Source organism: Novosphingobium sp. NBM11, assembly GCF_015390225.1.
In the GTDB taxonomy this organism is placed as follows: Bacteria; Pseudomonadota; Alphaproteobacteria; order Sphingomonadales; family Sphingomonadaceae; genus Novosphingobium.
In genome coordinates this window covers 285,129-302,273 of record NZ_VUOG01000003.1, presented here as the reverse complement: position 1 = coordinate 302,273, position 17,145 = coordinate 285,129, and the positions used below count along the sequence as shown (strand labels likewise).

The 17,145-nt window shown below is 66.4% G+C and carries 14 protein-coding genes; 10 read left to right on the top strand and 4 right to left on the bottom strand.

Annotation, left to right across the window (positions count from 1 at the left end; all coding sequences use genetic code 11):
- Genes F1640_RS21785 through F1640_RS21760 form a run of 6 tightly spaced genes read left to right on the top strand, consistent with a single transcriptional unit; the run spans position 1 to position 7,363 of the window.
- Complete coding sequence (locus F1640_RS21785) at positions 1 to 888, top strand: hypothetical protein (protein ID WP_223806564.1); 888 nt, start codon at positions 1 to 3, stop codon at positions 886 to 888.
- A complete protein-coding gene (locus F1640_RS21780; RefSeq protein WP_124808914.1) occupies positions 885 to 2,969 on the top strand; it encodes a CoA transferase in 2,085 nt (694 codons plus the stop codon). Before F1640_RS21785 ends, F1640_RS21780 begins: the two co-directional genes overlap by 4 nt.
- A complete protein-coding gene (locus F1640_RS21775; RefSeq protein WP_124808915.1) occupies positions 2,966 to 4,252 on the top strand; it encodes a 2-hydroxyacyl-CoA dehydratase subunit D in 1,287 nt (428 codons plus the stop codon). Before F1640_RS21780 ends, F1640_RS21775 begins: the two co-directional genes overlap by 4 nt.
- Positions 4,249 to 5,280, top strand: coding sequence for a TRAP transporter substrate-binding protein DctP (gene dctP / locus F1640_RS21770; protein ID WP_223806565.1), 1,032 nt, complete (start codon positions 4,249 to 4,251; stop codon positions 5,278 to 5,280). The genes F1640_RS21775 and dctP overlap by 4 nt, the downstream gene beginning before the upstream one ends.
- Complete coding sequence (locus F1640_RS21765) at positions 5,277 to 6,206, top strand: hypothetical protein (RefSeq protein ID WP_223806566.1); 930 nt, start codon at positions 5,277 to 5,279, stop codon at positions 6,204 to 6,206. The genes dctP and F1640_RS21765 overlap by 4 nt, the downstream gene beginning before the upstream one ends.
- The gene (locus tag F1640_RS21760; RefSeq protein ID WP_124808916.1) at positions 6,203 to 7,363 is read left to right on the top strand and encodes a CaiB/BaiF CoA-transferase family protein; all 1,161 of its coding nucleotides are present in this window, start codon (positions 6,203 to 6,205) and stop codon (positions 7,361 to 7,363) included. Before F1640_RS21765 ends, F1640_RS21760 begins: the two co-directional genes overlap by 4 nt.
- Positions 7,364 to 7,535: 172 nt before the next feature.
- Here the strand turns inward: F1640_RS21760 and F1640_RS21755 are convergent, their stop codons facing one another.
- The gene (locus tag F1640_RS21755; RefSeq protein ID WP_194921856.1) at positions 7,536 to 8,471 is read right to left on the bottom strand and encodes a helix-turn-helix domain-containing protein; all 936 of its coding nucleotides are present in this window, start codon (positions 8,469 to 8,471) and stop codon (positions 7,536 to 7,538) included.
- Positions 8,472 to 8,664: 193 nt separating this feature from the next.
- Here F1640_RS21755 and F1640_RS21750 point away from each other — a divergent pair, with 193 nt between their 5' ends.
- From F1640_RS21750 to F1640_RS21740, 3 genes are all read left to right on the top strand, one after another.
- A complete protein-coding gene (locus F1640_RS21750) occupies positions 8,665 to 11,223 on the top strand; it encodes a TonB-dependent receptor (protein ID WP_194921853.1) in 2,559 nt (852 codons plus the stop codon).
- Positions 11,224 to 11,344: 121 nt separating this feature from the next.
- Positions 11,345 to 12,370: an aromatic ring-hydroxylating dioxygenase subunit alpha gene (locus tag F1640_RS21745; protein ID WP_124808919.1), complete on the top strand. Its 1,026-nt coding sequence runs from the start codon at positions 11,345 to 11,347 to the stop codon at positions 12,368 to 12,370.
- A 77-nt stretch (positions 12,371 to 12,447) separates the two neighbouring features.
- Positions 12,448 to 13,209, top strand: coding sequence for a UTRA domain-containing protein (locus tag F1640_RS21740; RefSeq protein WP_199558037.1), 762 nt, complete (start codon positions 12,448 to 12,450; stop codon positions 13,207 to 13,209).
- Between the two features lie 9 nt (positions 13,210 to 13,218).
- Here the strand turns inward: F1640_RS21740 and phnX are convergent, their stop codons facing one another.
- Genes phnX through F1640_RS21725 form a run of 3 tightly spaced genes read right to left on the bottom strand, consistent with a single transcriptional unit; the run spans position 13,219 to position 16,359 of the window.
- Positions 13,219 to 14,007, bottom strand: coding sequence for a phosphonoacetaldehyde hydrolase (phnX, locus tag F1640_RS21735; protein WP_223806567.1), 789 nt, complete (start codon positions 14,005 to 14,007; stop codon positions 13,219 to 13,221).
- Positions 14,004 to 15,122 carry a TIGR03364 family FAD-dependent oxidoreductase gene (locus F1640_RS21730; RefSeq protein WP_255530677.1) on the bottom strand — a complete coding sequence of 373 codons (1,119 nt, stop codon included), beginning with the start codon at positions 15,120 to 15,122 and terminating at the stop codon, positions 14,004 to 14,006. The genes phnX and F1640_RS21730 overlap by 4 nt, the downstream gene beginning before the upstream one ends.
- Complete coding sequence (locus tag F1640_RS21725; RefSeq protein WP_124808921.1) at positions 15,115 to 16,359, bottom strand: DUF5690 family protein; 1,245 nt, start codon at positions 16,357 to 16,359, stop codon at positions 15,115 to 15,117. The genes F1640_RS21730 and F1640_RS21725 overlap by 8 nt, the downstream gene beginning before the upstream one ends.
- Positions 16,360 to 16,606: 247 nt before the next feature.
- Between F1640_RS21725 and F1640_RS21720 the strand changes: the two genes are divergently transcribed.
- On the top strand, positions 16,607 to 17,011 hold the full coding sequence (locus F1640_RS21720; RefSeq protein WP_124808922.1) for a hypothetical protein: 405 nt from the start codon (positions 16,607 to 16,609) through the stop codon (positions 17,009 to 17,011).
- Positions 17,012 to 17,145 lie beyond the last annotated feature (134 nt).

The following is a 17,145-nucleotide window of genomic DNA, read 5'->3' as shown; positions in this document are numbered from 1 at the left end:
ATGATTGCATCACTCGGCCCGGATTTGCCGCAAGACCTGCTTGCCGCCACAGGCGTGCATGCCGGTTTGCTTCCCTGGGACATCGACCGCGAAACGCCCGCCGCAGACCGCTGGCTGGAGAGCAAGTTTCCGCGCTGGACCTATTCCGTCCTGCAAGACTGGCTGGATGGCCGGCTCGACCACCTGGATGCCGTGGTGTTTTCCCGTGCCGACGATGGCGCGCAGCGCCTTTACTACTACATCAGCGAGCTGCGCCGGCTCGGCGAGGTCGGCGGCCCCGAACCGTTGATCTTCGATGTCGCCAAGATCGGACGTGCCAGCAGCGCACAGCACATGGTTGCCAGCGTGCGGAAGCTGGCCGATCGTCTTGGCGTCGGTGAGATCGCGCTTGAGCGGGGCATCGCGGAAACCAACGTGCGCCGGGCGAATGCAACTGCCGCGGCGGATGCGCAGCCCGGGCGGGTCTGCCTGATCGCGGGTACGCCGCCCCCGGATCGCCGGCTGCATGGCATGGTCGAACGCGCCGGCTGGATCGCGGCCGGTGAAACGCTGGGCGATGCGTGGGCGGACCCGGGGCCGCCGGTCGAGGAAGGCACTGGCGATCCGTTCGCCGCACTTGCTCGTCAGCTTCACGCGAGGCGCGCGGATGTGCGGGCGTTTTTCGATCGCGCGCAGGCGCTGGAAGCGCAGGCGGACGAATGCGGCGCATTGGCGGCGGTGCTGTGGTTCGCCGAAGAGGACGATGCCCGCGTCTGGCATCTGCCCGCGCAGCGCGATGTCCTGGCAAGGATCGATATTCCCGCGCTGATCCTGACGCGGCGCGATTGGCGCGCGAACGATGGCGTGGAGGCCGAGATCGCTGCTTTCCTGCAGGGAGGCGCCGCATGATACCGCTTGCTGGCCATCGTGTCGCCGTGCTCGGCGGCATGGCGGAACGCCCTCTCGCACGGTTCCTGGTCTCTCTGGGGGCCGAGCTTGGCGGCGCGGTCGAAGGCGCCTCGTTCGTGATCGATGACATCGGGCTGGAAGGGCTGGCTGGCGTTGCCGTGCCGGACGCGGCCATTCACGTGTCGGTCACGCCTTTTGGGTCCGGCGGCCCGCGCTCCGGCTGGAAGGGTGGGGAACTGGTTGCCTCGGCAATGGGCGGCGCTTTGCGCGTTACAGGAGAGCCGGGACTGCCGCCGGTGAAAGAGGCGGGCGACGCCTGCACCTTCCACGCCGACATGGTTGCGGCGTCCGGCGCGATGGCCGCGCATTATGCGCGCGGCACGCACGGCAAGGGGCAGCATGTCGATGTCTCGATCCAGCAGGTCGCGTTCAGCCGCAATTTCAACGGCGTGCTGTGCTGGCAATTCGACCGGCGCAAGCTTGCGCGCGTTGGTGGAGCGCTGGCCTATGGCCAGGCCACTGTCCGCGCGATCTGGCGGCTGGCGGACGGCTGGTGCTTCCATTCGCTGATGACGGGGCGGCTGGGCGCGCCCGCCAACCAGGCGCTGTCCGACTGGATCGACGATGCCGGTATGCCAAACCCGCTGCGCGGCACGGACTGGCTGGCGTACAACCGTTCGACGCTGCCAGCGGAAACGCGGGCGATCTGGGAAGCCGCCATCGACGCGTTCTTCCGTTCGCGCACGAAGCGGGAAATCGCCATCGAGGGGCTGCGGCGCGGCATCAACGCGTGCGTGGCGAACGAGCCGTCGGATGTGCTGGCCGATCCCCATCTTGCCGCGCGCTCCTTCTTTGACACGCCATCGGGATTGCCCGACCGCTTTGCGACGTTCCGTCCGGGGACCACGCCAGCGGCGCCCGCCGTCCATGCCGGCGCTCGCCCCGGTCCGCTTGCGGGCGTGCGCGTGCTGGATTTCGCCTGGGCGCTGGTGGGTTCGATCACGACCAAGACGCTGGGCGATCTCGGCGCCGAGGTGGTGAAGATCGAAAGCCGCACGCGGCCCGATCTGGCGCGGCTGGACGTGCAGGTTTCGGCATCGCAGGCTGGCAACTGGGACGATAAGCCCTGGTTCGCGCATCTCAATTCGTCCAAGCGCAGTGTTTCCTTGAACATGAAAAAGCCGGAGGCGCGCGAACTGATCGATCCGCTGATCGATTGGGCCGACGTCGTCGTCGAAAACTTCTCGCCCGGCACGATGAAGAAGCTGGGCCTCGACTACGATGCGCTGGCGGCGCGCAACCCCGGTATCGTCATGGTATCGGGCAGCGTCTTCGGCCAGACCGGCCCGCTGGCGCAGGAATGGGGCGTGGACGGCACCGGCGGCGCGCTTTCCGGGCGCACCTTCCTGACGGGTTATCCCGATCGCGATCCGGTGATCCCGGGGGCCGTCCCCTATGGCGACGTGATCGTGCCCTTCGTGATGGCGGGCTCGGTCGCGGCGGCGCTCCAGCACCGGCGGGAAACCGGCCTCGGTTGCCATATCGATGCCTCCATGTACGAAATCTGCGTGCAGCAGATGCGGGACTATCTCGCGGCAGCCAAGCGTGGCGAACGCCCCCAACGGGCGGGCAATGCCGATCCGCGCGTGCTGTTCCAGGATGTGTTCCCGGCGCTGGGCGATGACCGGTGGGTGGCGATCACCGTTTTTGGGGAACAGGACCGGGCGCGGCTGGCGGCGATCGCCGGCACCGACATTGCGGCATGGACGTCCGTTCGGGAAGATCGGGCGATCGCGGCGGAATTGCAGGCGGCCGGCATTGCGTGCGGCGTGGTGCAGGATTGCCAGGACATGATCGATGCCGATCCGCAGCTGGCGCGGCGGGGTGCGCTGGTGACGCTGGATCATCCGCTGCTGGGGCCATTTGGCCATATCGCCACGCCGATCCTGTTCTCCCGGGATCGGCCCGCGCCCTTCCGCGCACCGCGCATGGGCGAACACGTACACGCCATCGCCCGTGACCTTTGCGGCCTGTCCGAAGCCCGCATCGCCGAACTCGAAGCGGCAGGAGTATTCCAATGAGTCAAGCCACCGGACAGCGCAGCCGCAAGGACCTGGCCTGCACCGCCGCCGCCAACGCCTACCAGAAGCAGTTCGGCATCGATCTGAAGCGCCGGGTGGTGGATGAAGGCGAACCTTTCGCAATCGTCCAGGCCGATACGCCGCACGAGATCTTTCACGTGATGGACATCCCGATCATCACCAACCAGTGGTGGTCGGCCTACATTTCGGCCAAGCAGCTTTCGAACCAGTACTTCGAAGTGATGGCGCGCCATGGCTTTCCGGAGAACAGCTGCAAGTATTGTTCGCTGGGCCTTGCCTGCACGCTGGCCAACGATCCCAAGTCCGCGCCGTGGGGCGGGTTGCCCAAGCCGACCGTGCTGGTCGCGCGGATGACCTGCGATTGCATCCAGCACGTCTTCGGCCAGTGGGCCGAGGCGCTGGGTAGCGAGTTCTTCCCGATGGAGGCGCCCGCGTGGGAGCACAAGGACCCGCGCTGGTTCGCGCATTCCCGCAACGACTGGCAGGAAATCTACGATGCCGACCGCATCGCGCTGATGGTTTCCGAGATGCGCGACCTTATCGCGCTGCTGGAAAATCGCACCGGCCGCAAGTTCGACGAAGCCAGGCTCCATCACCTGATGGAGCGGATCAACGAGCAGGAAGGGTATATCTGGGAGGCCGCGCAGGCGATCGGCCGCGCGCGTCCGTGCCCGGTATCCATCGCCGAACAGATGCCCAACACCATGATCCCGCAATGGCACCGGGGATCGGACTGGGCGGTGGATCATGCTCGTCGCTTCCGCGATGAAGTGATGGAGCGCATCGCCAGCGGGGCGGGCACCGCCGCGCATGAGAAGATCCGGTTGATGTGGATCGGTGCCGGGGTGTGGCACGACCCGGGCTTCTACCAAGCGCTGGAAGAGCGGCTCGGCGCCGTGTTCGTCTGGTCCATGTACATGCCGTTCGCCGGGCCGCAGTATATCCGCGAGTTGCACGGACGCCCGATGGATGCCCTGGCCAGCCGTATCTGCTCGATGAACGAGGTGTTGCACCTTCCACCGTGGATGAACGGCTGGATGACCAGCGAGGCGGAGCGCTGCGGGATCGATGCCTGCGTCGTGCTGTTGCCGCCGGACAACCGGCTTTCGCAATCGGGCACGAAGATCACCGCGCAATCACTGGAAGCGGCGGGCGTCCCCGTCCTTTCGATCGACGCGGACATGGTCGATGCCAAGAACTGGAATCACGACCGCATGGTGACGCTGGTTGCCGATTTCCTGGTCGCGCGGGGGCTTGCGTGAAACGTCTGGTGCTGGCCCTGGCAATGCTGATCAGCGCGTGCGCGCGGCCAGCTTCGCCGGGTGTGACCGAGCTGACCTATGCAACGCCGTACAGCCCGAACCATCCGTTCAGCAAGGCGGATCAGGCGTGGATGGCGTTCGTGGAGCAGCGCTCGCACGGCCGTATCCGGATTCGTCCCAGCTGGTCGGGCGCGCTGCTTTCATCGGATATGTCGATGGAGGAACTCCGTCACGGTGTGGCGGACGTGGGGTTGATAACGCCGATCTACGCGCGCGGCGGCACCCATCTGCTGCGCATCCAGACCGGCTTCTACAGCGGCGCGGATAGCGTGGAATCGCAGGTTGCGCTCTATCGCTGCATCGCCGCTGCGGAGCCTGAAATCGGCCGCGAGCTTCAGGGCCTCAAGGTTCTGGCGGTTCAGGGCGGATCGCTGGCTGGCATCGTTACGACAAACCGGCAGGTGCGCAGCCTTGCCGATCTGCGCGGCCTGCGTTTGCGGGCGCCGACGGAATTGCTGACGGTGCTGGAATCGCTTGGAGCCGATCCCGTCAACATGCCGATGGCGGATGTCTATTCGTCCATGGCCAAGGGCGTGATCGATGGCGTGATCGCGCCAGGCGATACCTTCAAGGCTTTGCATTTTGCGGAAGTGGCCAGGTATTACAACACGCTGGCTGTCCCGCGCGGTGCCTATCCCGCAAGGGCAATGGGGGCTGCACGCTGGAACAGCCTGACGGATGAGGAACGCGCCATCCTGACCGAAGCTCAACCCGTATGGGAAGCGGCGCTGGCGCGGGAAATCCGTGTCGCGCTGGACAAGGGCATGGAGGAGGCGCGCGCGCGGCATGTCGTGATCAGCGGCGTTTCTGCGTCCGAGCAGGCGCGTTTCGATGCGCTTTATCTGCGGGATTCCGAAGCCAATGCCCGGGCGCTCGCGCGTTTTGGCCTTGATGGAATGAGAGCGTTTCGCACCGCGCGCGCCGCGGTGCGTGGCCGCGACCGGATCGAATGTGGGGGCAAATCATGAAACGATTGATCGTCCTGGCGGGGCTGGTCGCGACGATGGCGTCCGCGCAAGCGGCGGGCGCTCCACACGGGCCGGGGGTTATCGGCGCGCCTGCGGGCGCCGGTGCCTGGCCGGCGGTCGCTGAAAGCCGCGCCGATGCGCCGGGCTATACGATCTACCGCCCGGCCCGCCTGCCGCGCCAGCGTTTGCCGCTGGTGCTGTGGGGGAACGGCGGGTGCAAGAACAATGGGCTTTCCGCCAGCCATTTCCTGCGCGAGATCGCAAGCCATGGCTATTTCGTGATCGCCAACGGAGCGCCGGGTGTGGAAAGTCCCGCACTGGATCGGCTGCCCGATGGCCCACCGGTCGCGTTCCCGCCGCCGCGTCCGACGCCGGACGAAACGACCGCCGGGCAGCTGGTCGCGGCGATCGACTGGGCCGTGCGCGCGGACCGGGCGGGATCGTTCAAGGGGCGGATCGATACGACCCGCATCGCGGTGATGGGGCACAGTTGCGGCGGATTGCAGGCGATTGTCGCAGGCGCGGATCCGCGCGTGAAGACCGTCATGGTGATGAACAGCGGTGTCTATAACCGCGGGAACACCGGCATCAGCGGCGTTCCCGTGACCAAGGATGATCTGCGCAAGCTGCATACGCCCGTTGCCTATATCCTGGGCGGACCGACCGATATCGCCTATCCCAACGGCACGGACGACGTGAATCGCATCGATCACGTTCCCGTGTTCTACGGCAACCTGCCGACCGGGCATGGCGGCACGTACCAGATGGTCAACGGGGGCGAATATGCGCGCGTCGGGGTGGCCTGGCTTGATTGGCAGTTGAAGGGCAGCAAGCGCGCCGGCGCGATGTTCGCGGGCGATCCCTGCGGTCTTTGCGCGGGAACGGGCTGGACCGTCGTTCGCAAGCAATTTCCGGAGAAACCATGACCAAGCCGCTTGCGGGCATCCGCATCGCCGATTTCAGCCACGTCATGGCAGGGCCTTACGCATCCCACTTGCTGCGGCAGATGGGGGCAGAGGTGATAAAGATCGAGCCCAAACGCGGCGACGGGTTCCGTTCCTACGGCTCGGATCGCCGTTTCGACGGCATGGCGCCCGCCTTCATCGCCGCCAACGCGGGCAAGAAATCGATCGCGCTCGATCTCAAGGACGCAGCCGATCTGGCCATTGCCCGCGCCATCGTTTCGCGCAGCGATGTGCTGCTGGAGAACTTCCGCCCGGGGGTGATCGCGCGGCTGGGACTCGGTTATGATGCGGTGCGCGAACTGCGCCCCGATATCGTCTATTGCTCCGTATCCGGCTATGGACAGGACAGCCCTCAGCGCGATTGGCCGGCGATCGACAACATCGTCCAGGCGACCAGCGGGATGATGATGCTGAGCGGCGAGGAAGGCGATCCGCCCGTTCGCGTGGGGTTCCCGATCGTGGATACACTGACCGGTCAGACGGCCGCGCTGGCGATCCTGTCCGGCCTGATGCAGCGCGAACGCGGCGGCGGTGGCAGCTATATCGATGTGTCGATGTTCGACGCCAGCCTCGCATTCATGACATCTGCGCTGACGCCCTATCTCGTCACCGGTCAGCCAATGTCGCGCATGGGCAACACCGGTTACAGCGGATTGCCCACGGCGTCTCTGTTTGTCGCGCGCGATGGCCGACAGATTTCCCTGGGCGTGGTGCAGCCGAACCAGTTCGAAGCCCTGGCCCGCTTCGTGGGTAAGGAAGAATGGCTGCGCGATGCGCGCTTTGCGACGGACGACGCGCGGCGTGCAAACTTCGATGCCATGAAGGCGGAAGTGGCCGGCGTGATCGCGACGCGGGATGCGGCGGATTGGGAAGCCGGCATGAACGCTGCCGGCATACCGTGCGGCGTGGTGCGACGGGTGGACGAGGCTTCGGCGCTGGCCGGGCCGGGCGCCCTGGCGTCGCTCGCCGTCCCGGGGTTGCCGCTGGATGGCGATGTGCGCCTGCCGGGCGTCGGGTTCCGCATGGTGCCGGGCGAACCCTCTGTCGATGCCCCGCCGCCCAGGCTCGACGAGAACCGCGACGAGATACTCGCCTGGCTGGAAAGCACCTCCCAATAAGGCGAATGGATACCTTCGTGAGCCGACGGATTTCCCGGTCATGGAGGATGCATGCTTTCGGCCGCGCGCCTTTCATCGATGCGGAAGCGGTCGCCCGGTGGCGGGCCACCGGCACGATCAATGGCGGTTCCACCTTAGGGGGTGGCGTTCGATATTCAGGAGCGGACGAACCCTAAACCCTGGATTTGCGATAGTCGCGCGGGGTAAGGCCAAGGTGCAGGCGGAAGTGGCGGGTCAGCGTTGCGGAATCGGCGAAACCCACGGCGTGAGCGATCTCGGATATCGAAACCTTGGCGAGCCGTCTGTCCGCAAGCATCTGTTCGGCGCGGTGCAGCCTGAGCGCCAGAAGCTGCTGGCCGAATGACGTGTTTTGCGTGGCGAACAGCTGGTGAAGATAGCGCAGGGAAATGCGGTTTGCGGCGGCCACATCGCGGGCGGTGAGCGAATTTTCCGTGAAGCGCTCGCTCATGACCTGACGAAGAGAGCGCAGGAGCGCGGTCTTGTGCCGGCCGATTACCATGTCCGATCGTGGGCCGAGTGCCAGCGACAGGAGATTGGCCAGTTGTTCCGCAACCATGCCGTCCTCGACGGCGTTGTAGCGGATCTCGCGCGTGCCGACCGCGAGCAGGCCGTGCGACAGGGCGGTCTTCCAGTGATTTTCACACGTGCTGCTGGCGATCAGGGGTTTGCCGGGATCGGGGATGATGCGCTTCGCCCACGGCACCGGCATTTGCATCACGATGCAGGAACAGCGTTCCGATGTGGTGAAATCGTAGCTCTCGCGCTCATCGATCAGGCACCAATCGCCTGCCGAAAGCTCGATCCTTTCGCCAAAACGATGCAGCACCATGCCGCCTTCATGGACAAGGTTGAGGTGGAAGCGGTTCTCGTTGCCGTCTGCGCGATGCGAAATGGCCTGGAAATCGGCATCGACCAGCGCGATCCGCGCAGGGCCGAGCGAGCGGATGGAAATGCTGGCGTTGAAATCGAGCTTGCGCCCGACATCAATGCGCATGTTCGAAAGGTGCGCGGCGACCTGCCCTGTCCAGAAGCTGCAGCGCTGTCCGATGGGCGCATCCGCCGTGTTGACGTGCAGTAATTCTTGCACCGGGTATTCTCGCTTTTCCCGATTTCTCCCGGAAAAGGAATAACACGAAGGCGCCATCGGTCGAAACCGGCCACGAGTGCACGTTTCACCCCGTATTTTGTGCACAGCAGGCCCTGTTTGTTGCCAATCGTCTCGACCTAAACTCCCTCCATAAGCCGGCGCCCCCGAAATGCGTCTGGCAGGGGAGGAACGCATGCGCTTCACGTCAGCAGTCAGTATAATCGCCATGGCCGTGCCGGGCCTTGTCCATGCCCAGGAAGCCGGCGGGCGATCCGCGGGCGGAAACGATGCCGGCGGCATTCAGGAGATCGTGGTGACCGCGCAGAAGCGTGCGGAAAGCGTGCAGGACGTGCCGATCGCGATTTCCGCATTCGGCGGAGCGGCGCTGCGCGAACGGGCCGTGGGCGATGTGGCGCAGCTTTCCAATGCGGCACCCAACGTCACGCTGGACGCGGGCACGCCGTTCTCCGGCTCCTCGTCCGTGCTGTCGGCGTTCATCCGGGGCATCGGCGCGAACGACTTTGCAATGAATATCGATCCGGGTGTCGGCATCTATCTCGACGGGGTCTATCTGGCACGGACGGTCGGCGCCAACCTCGATCTGCCGGATGTCGAGCGGATCGAAGTGCTCAAGGGGCCGCAGGGCACGTTGTTCGGCCGGAACACCATCGGCGGCGCGATCAGCGTGGTCACGCGCACGCCGGGCGACAAGCCCGCGTTCCAGGGCGATGTCACCACCGGGCGCTACAACCGGATCGACGTGCGCGGCTATGCCGATCTGCCGTTGAGCGATACGCTGAAGAGCTCGGTCACGTTTTCCGTCAAGAACCGTGATGGATACCAGAAGCGCATCCCCTACAGTTCGGCGACGCCCTACGTCACCGACCGGGCGGGCTCGCTGCCGCAGAGCGGCTACCGGACATCCGATCGCGAGGGCGGCCAGCACGAATGGACGATCCGCGCCAAGCTGCTGTGGGAAGCGAGTGACCGCTTCAAGGTGACGCTGGGCGGCGACTACATGAAGATCGACCAGTCCTCGATGGCCAATTCGGTGCTGGCGGTGACGTCGGGCGTGCCCGGTCCGTTCGCCGGCCTTGCCGCGAACAACATCCCCGGCACCGCGCTGGACGTGGCGACCGGCACCTCGGGCTTCCTGTTTGCCGGCCTTTACAACTTCTGCATCGGCGCCACCTCCGCCGAGATAGCCGCGCGCAACGCCGGCGCCTTGTGCGGGGTGCGGGGAACGCCGCTCAACCCGGGCGCGAACCTGCCCCCGCTCGCCAGCGTGAACGTCGACGGCAATCCGAACAACAACCGGTTGCCGTATGACAACCGCTGGGTCTCGACCGACAAGGATACCAGCTACGCCACGGGCAACAGCTTCTCCAACATGAAGGTCTATGGCTTCACCGGCGTGATGGACTACGACCTGTCCGACACGATCGCGCTCAAATCCATCACCGGCTATCGCAACATCAAGTGGGCGTCGGGCCTCGATCTCGACAATTCCCCGATGGCGATCCTGGAGCCTTCGTTCTCGCTGACGCAGAACCAGTTCAGCCAGGAAGTGCAGGTGATCGGCAGCGCGCTCGACAAGAAGCTGAACTTCGTGCTGGGTGGCTACTACTTCCGCGAGGAAGGCAAGATGCGGGACTTCGTCACGTTTTCGGAAGGCCTGCTCCAGATCATCGGGCCGAACGATCTCAAGACGAAGAACTATGCGGTGTTCGGCCAGGTCGACTGGCGCATCAGCGATCTTGTCGGCATCACCCTGGGCGGGCGCTACACGCACGAGGACAAGGACTTCATCGGCCGCCAAACCGACGCCAACGGGTTCAACTACAAGCTGTTCAATTGCCCGGTCTATGGCGATCCCTGCCAGAGCGCGCTGGGCTTCCCCGTGCAGGGCGAACCGCTGCGCTATTATGTGGGCGGAACGCAAAAGAAGAAGTTCAACAACTTCGCGCCCAAGGTCGGCATCCAGTTGCATCCCACCGATGATGTGATGGTCTATGGCTCGTGGTCGCGCGGCTACAAGACCGGCGGCTGGACCACGCGCCTTTCCAACCCGCTGCCCTATGCGCCCGATTTCAACGAGGAAAAGGCGGAGAGCTTTGAGATCGGCGTGAAGTCGACCTGGCTGGATCGCCGGCTGCAACTGAACCTCGCCGCCTTCACCACGCGGTACGATGGCATCCAGCTCAATTTCCAGCAGGGCGTGAGCCCGACCGTCCAGAACGCCGGCACCGCGCGGATCAAGGGTTTCGAGGCCGAAGCCACGATCGCGCCCGCGGGCGGGCTCACGATCAACGCGTCGGTCGGTTACACCGGTGCCTATTACACCAGCCTTCTGCCGCAGGCGATCGTCACGCCGAACCCGTTCCAGGCGGGGACGGTGGTGAACGGGGCTCTTCCCAAGACGCCCAAGTGGAAGTTCAACGTGACGCCGCGTTACAAGCTTGAGCTTGGCAGCGGCGGTGCTGTCGTGCTGCTGGCCGATTACACCCGCACCTCGTCGCTGTGGAACGATACCGAGCGCACCTACCTGCTGCGCCGGCCGGGGCTGGATATCGTCAACGCCAGTGTGACCTATCAATCGCCGTCGGGCGTATGGGACCTGGCCGTGGGCGGCACCAACATCACCAACACGCGCTACATCGTGACCGGGCAGGCGCAGATTTCCGGCGGGCAGATCTACGGCACCTGGAGCCGCCCGGCGGAATGGTACGCGAAAGTGGGCGTGAAGTTCTGAGGTCTTGCGGTTCGGCCGCGCGGGTCGGTGCGAGACTTTGCGCGGCCGGGTCCGGGAGCCTGCCCGGCAAGGTTCCCGGACCGCCCCGCACGCGGGCCGCTTCGTTGAATGGGGATGGAAAATGCTGATCCGCAATTGCTGGTACGTCGCGGGGTGGAGCCACCAGTTCGAGGCGGGCAAGCCCACCCAGCGCATGCTGCTGGGCGAACCCGTCGTCATCTGGCGCACGCAGGAGGGGGACGTGGTGGCGATGGAGGATCGCTGCGTCCACCGCCTGGCGCCGCTTTCGCTGGGCCGCATCGAAGGGAACGCGATCCGCTGCCTGTATCACGGCCTGCTGTTCGACGCGGACGGGCGCTGCCGCGAGATTCCGGGGCAGGATGCCATTCCCGGTTCCGCCTGCGTGCGGACGTACCCCGCAGTTGAGCGGAACAACTGGATCTGGGTGTGGATGGGCGATCCCGATCGTGCCGATCCTTCGCGGATCGCGCCGTCGAAAGCGCTGGACGATCCGGCATGGGTGCTGAAGACCGGTGAACTGCATTATCGGGCGCACTATTCGCTGATCAACGACAACCTGCTCGATCTCACCCACCTCGCCTATGTCCATGCGGCCAGCTTTGGCGCGGACGAGGCATGGTCGCGCAACCGCCCCAGGGTCGAACCGATCGCGGAAGGGGTGCGTTCGTCGCGCTGGATCGTCGGCACGCCGCCAACGCCGCCGCTGGGGAAGGCGGCGGAGCATGAGCGGGTCGATATCTGGACATCCTACGATTTCGTGCTGCCTGGCGTGTTCCTGCTGTACAGCGCGCTGTTCCCGACTGGCAGCGCGGAGGCGTTCGGGTACGAAGCACCCCCGGCGCACGCGCCTTCGCTGTTCGCCAATTTCACCAGCCAGGCGGTGACTCCCACCAGCGAAAGCACGACGAGCTATTACTTTTCCTGGGGGCCGGCGGCCGAGCATGGCGATGAAGCCATGGCGCAGGCGATGATCGACGTGGCAATCATGGCGTTCAACGAGGACAAGACGATGATCGAGGCGCAGCAGCGCATCATCGATACCGATCCGGGCCGCCGCGTCATGCCCACATCGGCCGACAAGGCGATCACGCTGTTCACAAGGCTGATGCAATCGCAGGACGGGTGAGACGGGACGGCGCCATTTCTGACCACGCCGCATTCCGCGTTGACCGCGCGAGGCCGGTGCTGCCATGGCTGTAGCCAATGCGCCCCAAGACGGACCTCATGGACATCACCCGCGCGCCGGATGCTTCGGACGGGCCGCAGTATATCGCGCTGCGCGACCAGATCGCGCTCAACATCGAGATGGGGCGGCTGAAGCCCGGCACGCGGCTGCCGTCCGAGCGCCAGTTCCAGACCGGTACAGGCACCGCGCGCGGCACGATCCGCGAGGCGCTGTTCCTGCTGGAAGCCGAGGGTCTGATCTACCGGCGCGACCGCAGCGGATGGTACGTCTCTCCGCCCGCCGTCACCTATGACCCGACACGCTGGGCGGGGTTCATGACCTACGTCCGCGAACAGGGCCGGACGCCCGGCACCGAGACGTTGAGCAAGCAGAGCGTGCCAGCCTCGTCAGGGCTGGCCGACATCTTCCGCGTGGCGCCCGGCGCGCCGCTGCACGTGATCGACCGTCGCCGCACTATCGACGGGCGCCCGGTGCTGGTCGAGCGCATCACCGTGGACCCGGCGCTGGCGCCGGACCTGCTTGCGCATTCGCTGGACGGGTCGCTGACGCATATCCTCACTACGGTCTATGGCGTCACCGTCACCCGCAACCGCGTGGACATGCGCCCCTGCGCGCTGGTGCGCGACGCGGCGGACGGGCTGGGCGTGAAATCGGGAACGCCCGGCCTGCTCGTGGTCCGCACCAGCTTCGACGCGCAGGGCCGCGTGGTGGAATACGATCAGGAATACTGGCGGCACGATGCGATCCGGGTCCATGTGGACCTGACCGTTCGGCCCTAGCGGGTTCCCCTAGCCGAAGCGGAATTGCGCCAGCGCTGCCGGCAGATCGGCCACGGTATCGATCACCACGTGCGCGCCCGCCGCTTCCAGCCCGGCGCGTGCCCGGGCGATCCGCTCCGCGCGGTCCGCGGGATCGAGCGCGGCCAGTTCTGCCGCCGAAAGGCCGACACCGTTGCCGCTGGCAGCCACGCCCACGGTCCAGGTTCCGGCGGCCAGCCCCTCGGCAATGCCCACTTCCGCATCGTCCACCTTGACGCAGGCGCTGGCGGGCCAGACCCCGAGTTCGACGAGATTGCGCCACAGCATCAGCGGGGAAGGGCGGCCTACCGCCGTTTCGCCCGCGCAGACCAGCATATCGGGAGCATAGCCCTGTTCGGCGGTGCGCGGCAGGATGTCGGCCATCATTTCACGCGTATAGCCGGTGCAGGAACCGATCTTGACGCCCGCCGCGCGCAAGGCGCCGGCCACATCGGCCGCGCCGGGGATCAGTTCGGCGCATTCGGCGGCCGCCGTGCGCATCATCGGGCCGACGGCGGCGAACAGTTCCTCGACCGCCGCTTCGCCGGGCGCCTGGCCGTGGCGATCGGTCCAGGCCTGGCGGACGCGCGGCGCGGCGAGGATCGAGGCGATGTGGTCGCTCTTGGCCTTGCCCATGTCGGCGCGCGCTTCCGCCTCGCTCACCGGGACGCCGGCATTCTCGAACACCTTGCACAGCGCCACCACCGGCGCGCGGCAGCCGAAATCGATCATCGTGCCCGCCCAGTCGAACACCACCGCTTTAAGGCCCGGAACCATCATGCTTTCCCCTGACTGTCGAAAAGATCGCCGACCACGTCCTCGGCCAGCGCGAAGGCGGTGGAGGCGCCGGTGCCGCTGGTAACCACGGTCAGCCGCACGCCCTCGGCCGGCGCGCGCACGATCGAATGGCCGGCGGCGGAGGCATAGGTCCCCGTCCAGCGTTCGAGAACGGCGGGCGGCGCGCCCAGCACCGCCGCGTACTGGCGCAGCATGGCCGCATCGATCGCTTCCACGGAAAAGGGATCGGGCGTGGGCGCGTAATCATGGCTGTCCCCCACGACGAGGCTGCCATCGGCGCTCTGCACCGCGATCAGGTGGATGCCCCAGCCCAGCGCCTTCGCTTCCTCGCGTTCCAGCCGGGCGCGCAAGGCCCCCGCTTCGGGCAGCGCGGCATAGCCAAGATAGCGCACCATGCTGAGATCGCTCATCACCGGCGAGGGCAGGCGCCATTCGGGGGCGGCAAGGCGCAGCATCTGCAGCTTGCAGCGGCGGATGCCTTCCTCGGCATAGATCGCTGGATAGAGCGTCGCCCAATCGTCACCCGGGCACACGAACACCGCCTCGGCTTCCAGCACGGTGCCATCGGCGCAGATCACCCGGCCACTTTCGACCTGCGCGACCGCGACGCCATAGCGGAAGGTGACCCCGTGCGCGGCTACCAGCCACGCTGCGAGCCGGGGGATCGCCTCGCGCGATTCCACGCGCAAGTCGATCGTGCTGTGCAAGGCGCCGGCCGGGGCGCTCGCCTGCGGGCACAGCTCGCCCACTTCCACTGCCGTCAGTCGCCGGCAGCCTTCGGCCATTTCGGTTTCCATGAACGCATCGAGCACGCGGCCCGCCTCGGCCCGCTGCGCCACCACGAGCAGGCCTTCCTGCTCCACGCGGATGCCCACCGGCCCGGCGACCTCGCGCCAGATCCCGGCGCTGCGCCGGGCAAGGCCCCACACCCGGCCGCGTTCCTGACCGGTCACCGTGACGAAGCCGAAATTGCGGATCGACGCGCCATTGGCCCGCGCATCGCGATCGACCACCAGCACGCGCCGTCCGCGCCGCGCGGCCGCCAGCGCGTGCGCGAGGCCGACGATCCCCGCACCTACCACGATCACATCATGCATAGCTCGCCTCATGCCTCCTGCGTGCCCGTTGCACGAAGGTCATGGCCGAACAGCATGTCAGAACCGCGACCGCCAGCGACGCGGCATAGGCGCAATCGGTGGTAAAGCGCAGCCAGTCCATGTGCGGGGCGGCCAGGTTGCGCCACACCAGCAGCGCCACGCTGCCGACGTAGCCCGAGGCGTCCGCCACGTAGATCAGGAAACCGGCGTTGCCGGCGCGGCCCAGCGCGGCGATCATCCGGTCGAACAGCATGGCGTTGAACGGGGTATAGGCCAGATAGACGCCGGCCCCGGTCACGATCATCCAGGCCAGCGGCCCGATCAGCCCCACCTGGAACGCCAGCGTGCCCAGCCCCAGCGCCGCCGCACCCAGCAGGATCAGGCCGTGCATGGCGATCAGCGCGCGCAGGTTGTCGCGCACCAGCATCAGCGCGCCCAGCCCGGCGAGCGCGATCACCGCCACCGGCATTTCGCTTTGCGAGAAGATCGCCGCCGATCCCGAATAGCCGAGCGCATTCCACAGTTCCGCGGCGAAATTGTCCCGGAAGTCACGGAACGCGGTAAGCAGGATATAGCCGCTGACCAGCAGCGCCATGGTCACGCCGTGATCGCGCATGAACGCCGCGCGGTCGGCCTTGCTCATCGGCACGCGGGCGGTGCGCTCGGCCTCGTCCTCGGGCGAAGGGGGCGGCAGCCGCTCCAGCATAAACAGCGCCACCAGCAGCACGGGCACGAACAGCACGCCCGTCGCCGCTGGCATCCAGCGTTCGGTCACGCCTTGCTGCATCAGCAGCGTCGCAACCGACTTGACCATGCCCGAGGACAGGATGAAGCTGGCGCAGAGCATCGCGCCCAGCAGTTCGGACACGCGGCGCCCTTCGACATAGCTGAACACCAGCCCCCAGATCATGCCCAGCGGCAACCCGTTGAGGAACAGGCAGGGCAGGCCCCAGACCGGGGGCAGCACCGCGAAGCCCACCAGCGCCAGCCACGACGCGCCGACCAGCGCGGCGATGGCGCGGGCGCGGCCGGTGCGGCCGAATTCGGCGATCACCTTGATACCGATCAGCTTGGACACGGCGTAACCCAGAACTTGCGCGATCAGCAGCGCCGACTTGTAGTCCAGCCCCAGCGGATGCAGCCCGACATCGCCGAACGTCGCCGCCGCGATCGGCTTGCGGAAGGCGTACATTGCGAAATAGGCGCTGAACGCGGCCAGTCCGCCCAACAGCAGCATGGGCCAATCCGTGGAACCGTGGCCGGATGAACTCTGACCGGTCGTTTGATGGGAGGGGGATGGATTCGCGGGGATCATGCATCTGGTATGGACCAGATGTGAGGCAGTAAGGTGACACCTCGCCGTCAGCGATGGCCGTGCGGTTTCGTTCCGATGCTGGAGGTCCACGGGTGTCGGCGAGCGCTGGAAGTGGGTTTTTGATATGCATTAATGACAGGGGGGCGTCGCAAGGTTATGCGCGCCGGCGATGACCCTCGTGCGTTCCTTCCTGATGCGGCACCGCGCCTTCGCCATTGCGCTGGTCGCGGCAGCGCTGTGCCTGAAGGCACTGGTGCCGGCGGGGTACATGCTTGGGCAAAGCGCAACCGTGCTCACCATACTGGTGTGCGAAGACGGCACGGGCAGCCATGCCGCGAAGGACGTGGTCGTGCCGCTGAAGCGCGACGGGCCCGGTCCGTCCTCGCAGCAGCACAAGGGCGAATGCCCGTTTTCGTCGCTGTCCATGGCGTCGATGGCCGCGCCGGGGCCGGTGCTTCTGGCACTGGCGCTGGCCTTCATCCTGGCGCTGGGCTTCGCGCCGGTCCGACAGCCGGCACGCAGGCGCGCGGATCGCATTCGGCCACCCTTGCGCGGTCCGCCCGCGCGCGCCTGATTTCCTCCGCGTTCGTCTCATAGGCTGCCGGCGTCTGCCGCCGTCAGCGAAAATTTTGCGCGCCGCTCTTCGGAGCGTGTGACCGCGCGCTTTGCGGGATGCCGGCCGCAATCGGGCCGCCCCCTGAAAGGAAT

Coding starts and splice junctions, on each gene's coding strand:
- F1640_RS21740 (WP_199558037.1), top strand. CDS start 12,448: ATGCGCCCCAAGACGGACCTCATGGACATCACCCGCGCGCCGGATGCT.
- F1640_RS21785 (WP_223806564.1), top strand. CDS start 1: ATGATTGCATCACTCGGCCCGGATTTGCCGCAAGACCTGCTTGCCGCC.
- phnX (WP_223806567.1), bottom strand. CDS start 14,007: ATGATGGTTCCGGGCCTTAAAGCGGTGGTGTTCGACTGGGCGGGCACG.
- F1640_RS21750 (WP_194921853.1), top strand. CDS start 8,665: ATGCGCTTCACGTCAGCAGTCAGTATAATCGCCATGGCCGTGCCGGGC.
- F1640_RS21725 (WP_124808921.1), bottom strand. CDS start 16,359: ATGCTGCTGTTGGGCGGACTGGCCGCGTTCAGCGCCTATTTCGCAATG.
- F1640_RS21730 (WP_255530677.1), bottom strand. CDS start 15,122: ATGCATGATGTGATCGTGGTAGGTGCGGGGATCGTCGGCCTCGCGCAC.
- F1640_RS21745 (WP_124808919.1), top strand. CDS start 11,345: ATGCTGATCCGCAATTGCTGGTACGTCGCGGGGTGGAGCCACCAGTTC.
- F1640_RS21780 (WP_124808914.1), top strand. CDS start 885: ATGATACCGCTTGCTGGCCATCGTGTCGCCGTGCTCGGCGGCATGGCG.
- F1640_RS21760 (WP_124808916.1), top strand. CDS start 6,203: ATGACCAAGCCGCTTGCGGGCATCCGCATCGCCGATTTCAGCCACGTC.
- F1640_RS21720 (WP_124808922.1), top strand. CDS start 16,607: ATGACCCTCGTGCGTTCCTTCCTGATGCGGCACCGCGCCTTCGCCATT.
- F1640_RS21765 (WP_223806566.1), top strand. CDS start 5,277: ATGAAACGATTGATCGTCCTGGCGGGGCTGGTCGCGACGATGGCGTCC.
- F1640_RS21775 (WP_124808915.1), top strand. CDS start 2,966: ATGAGTCAAGCCACCGGACAGCGCAGCCGCAAGGACCTGGCCTGCACC.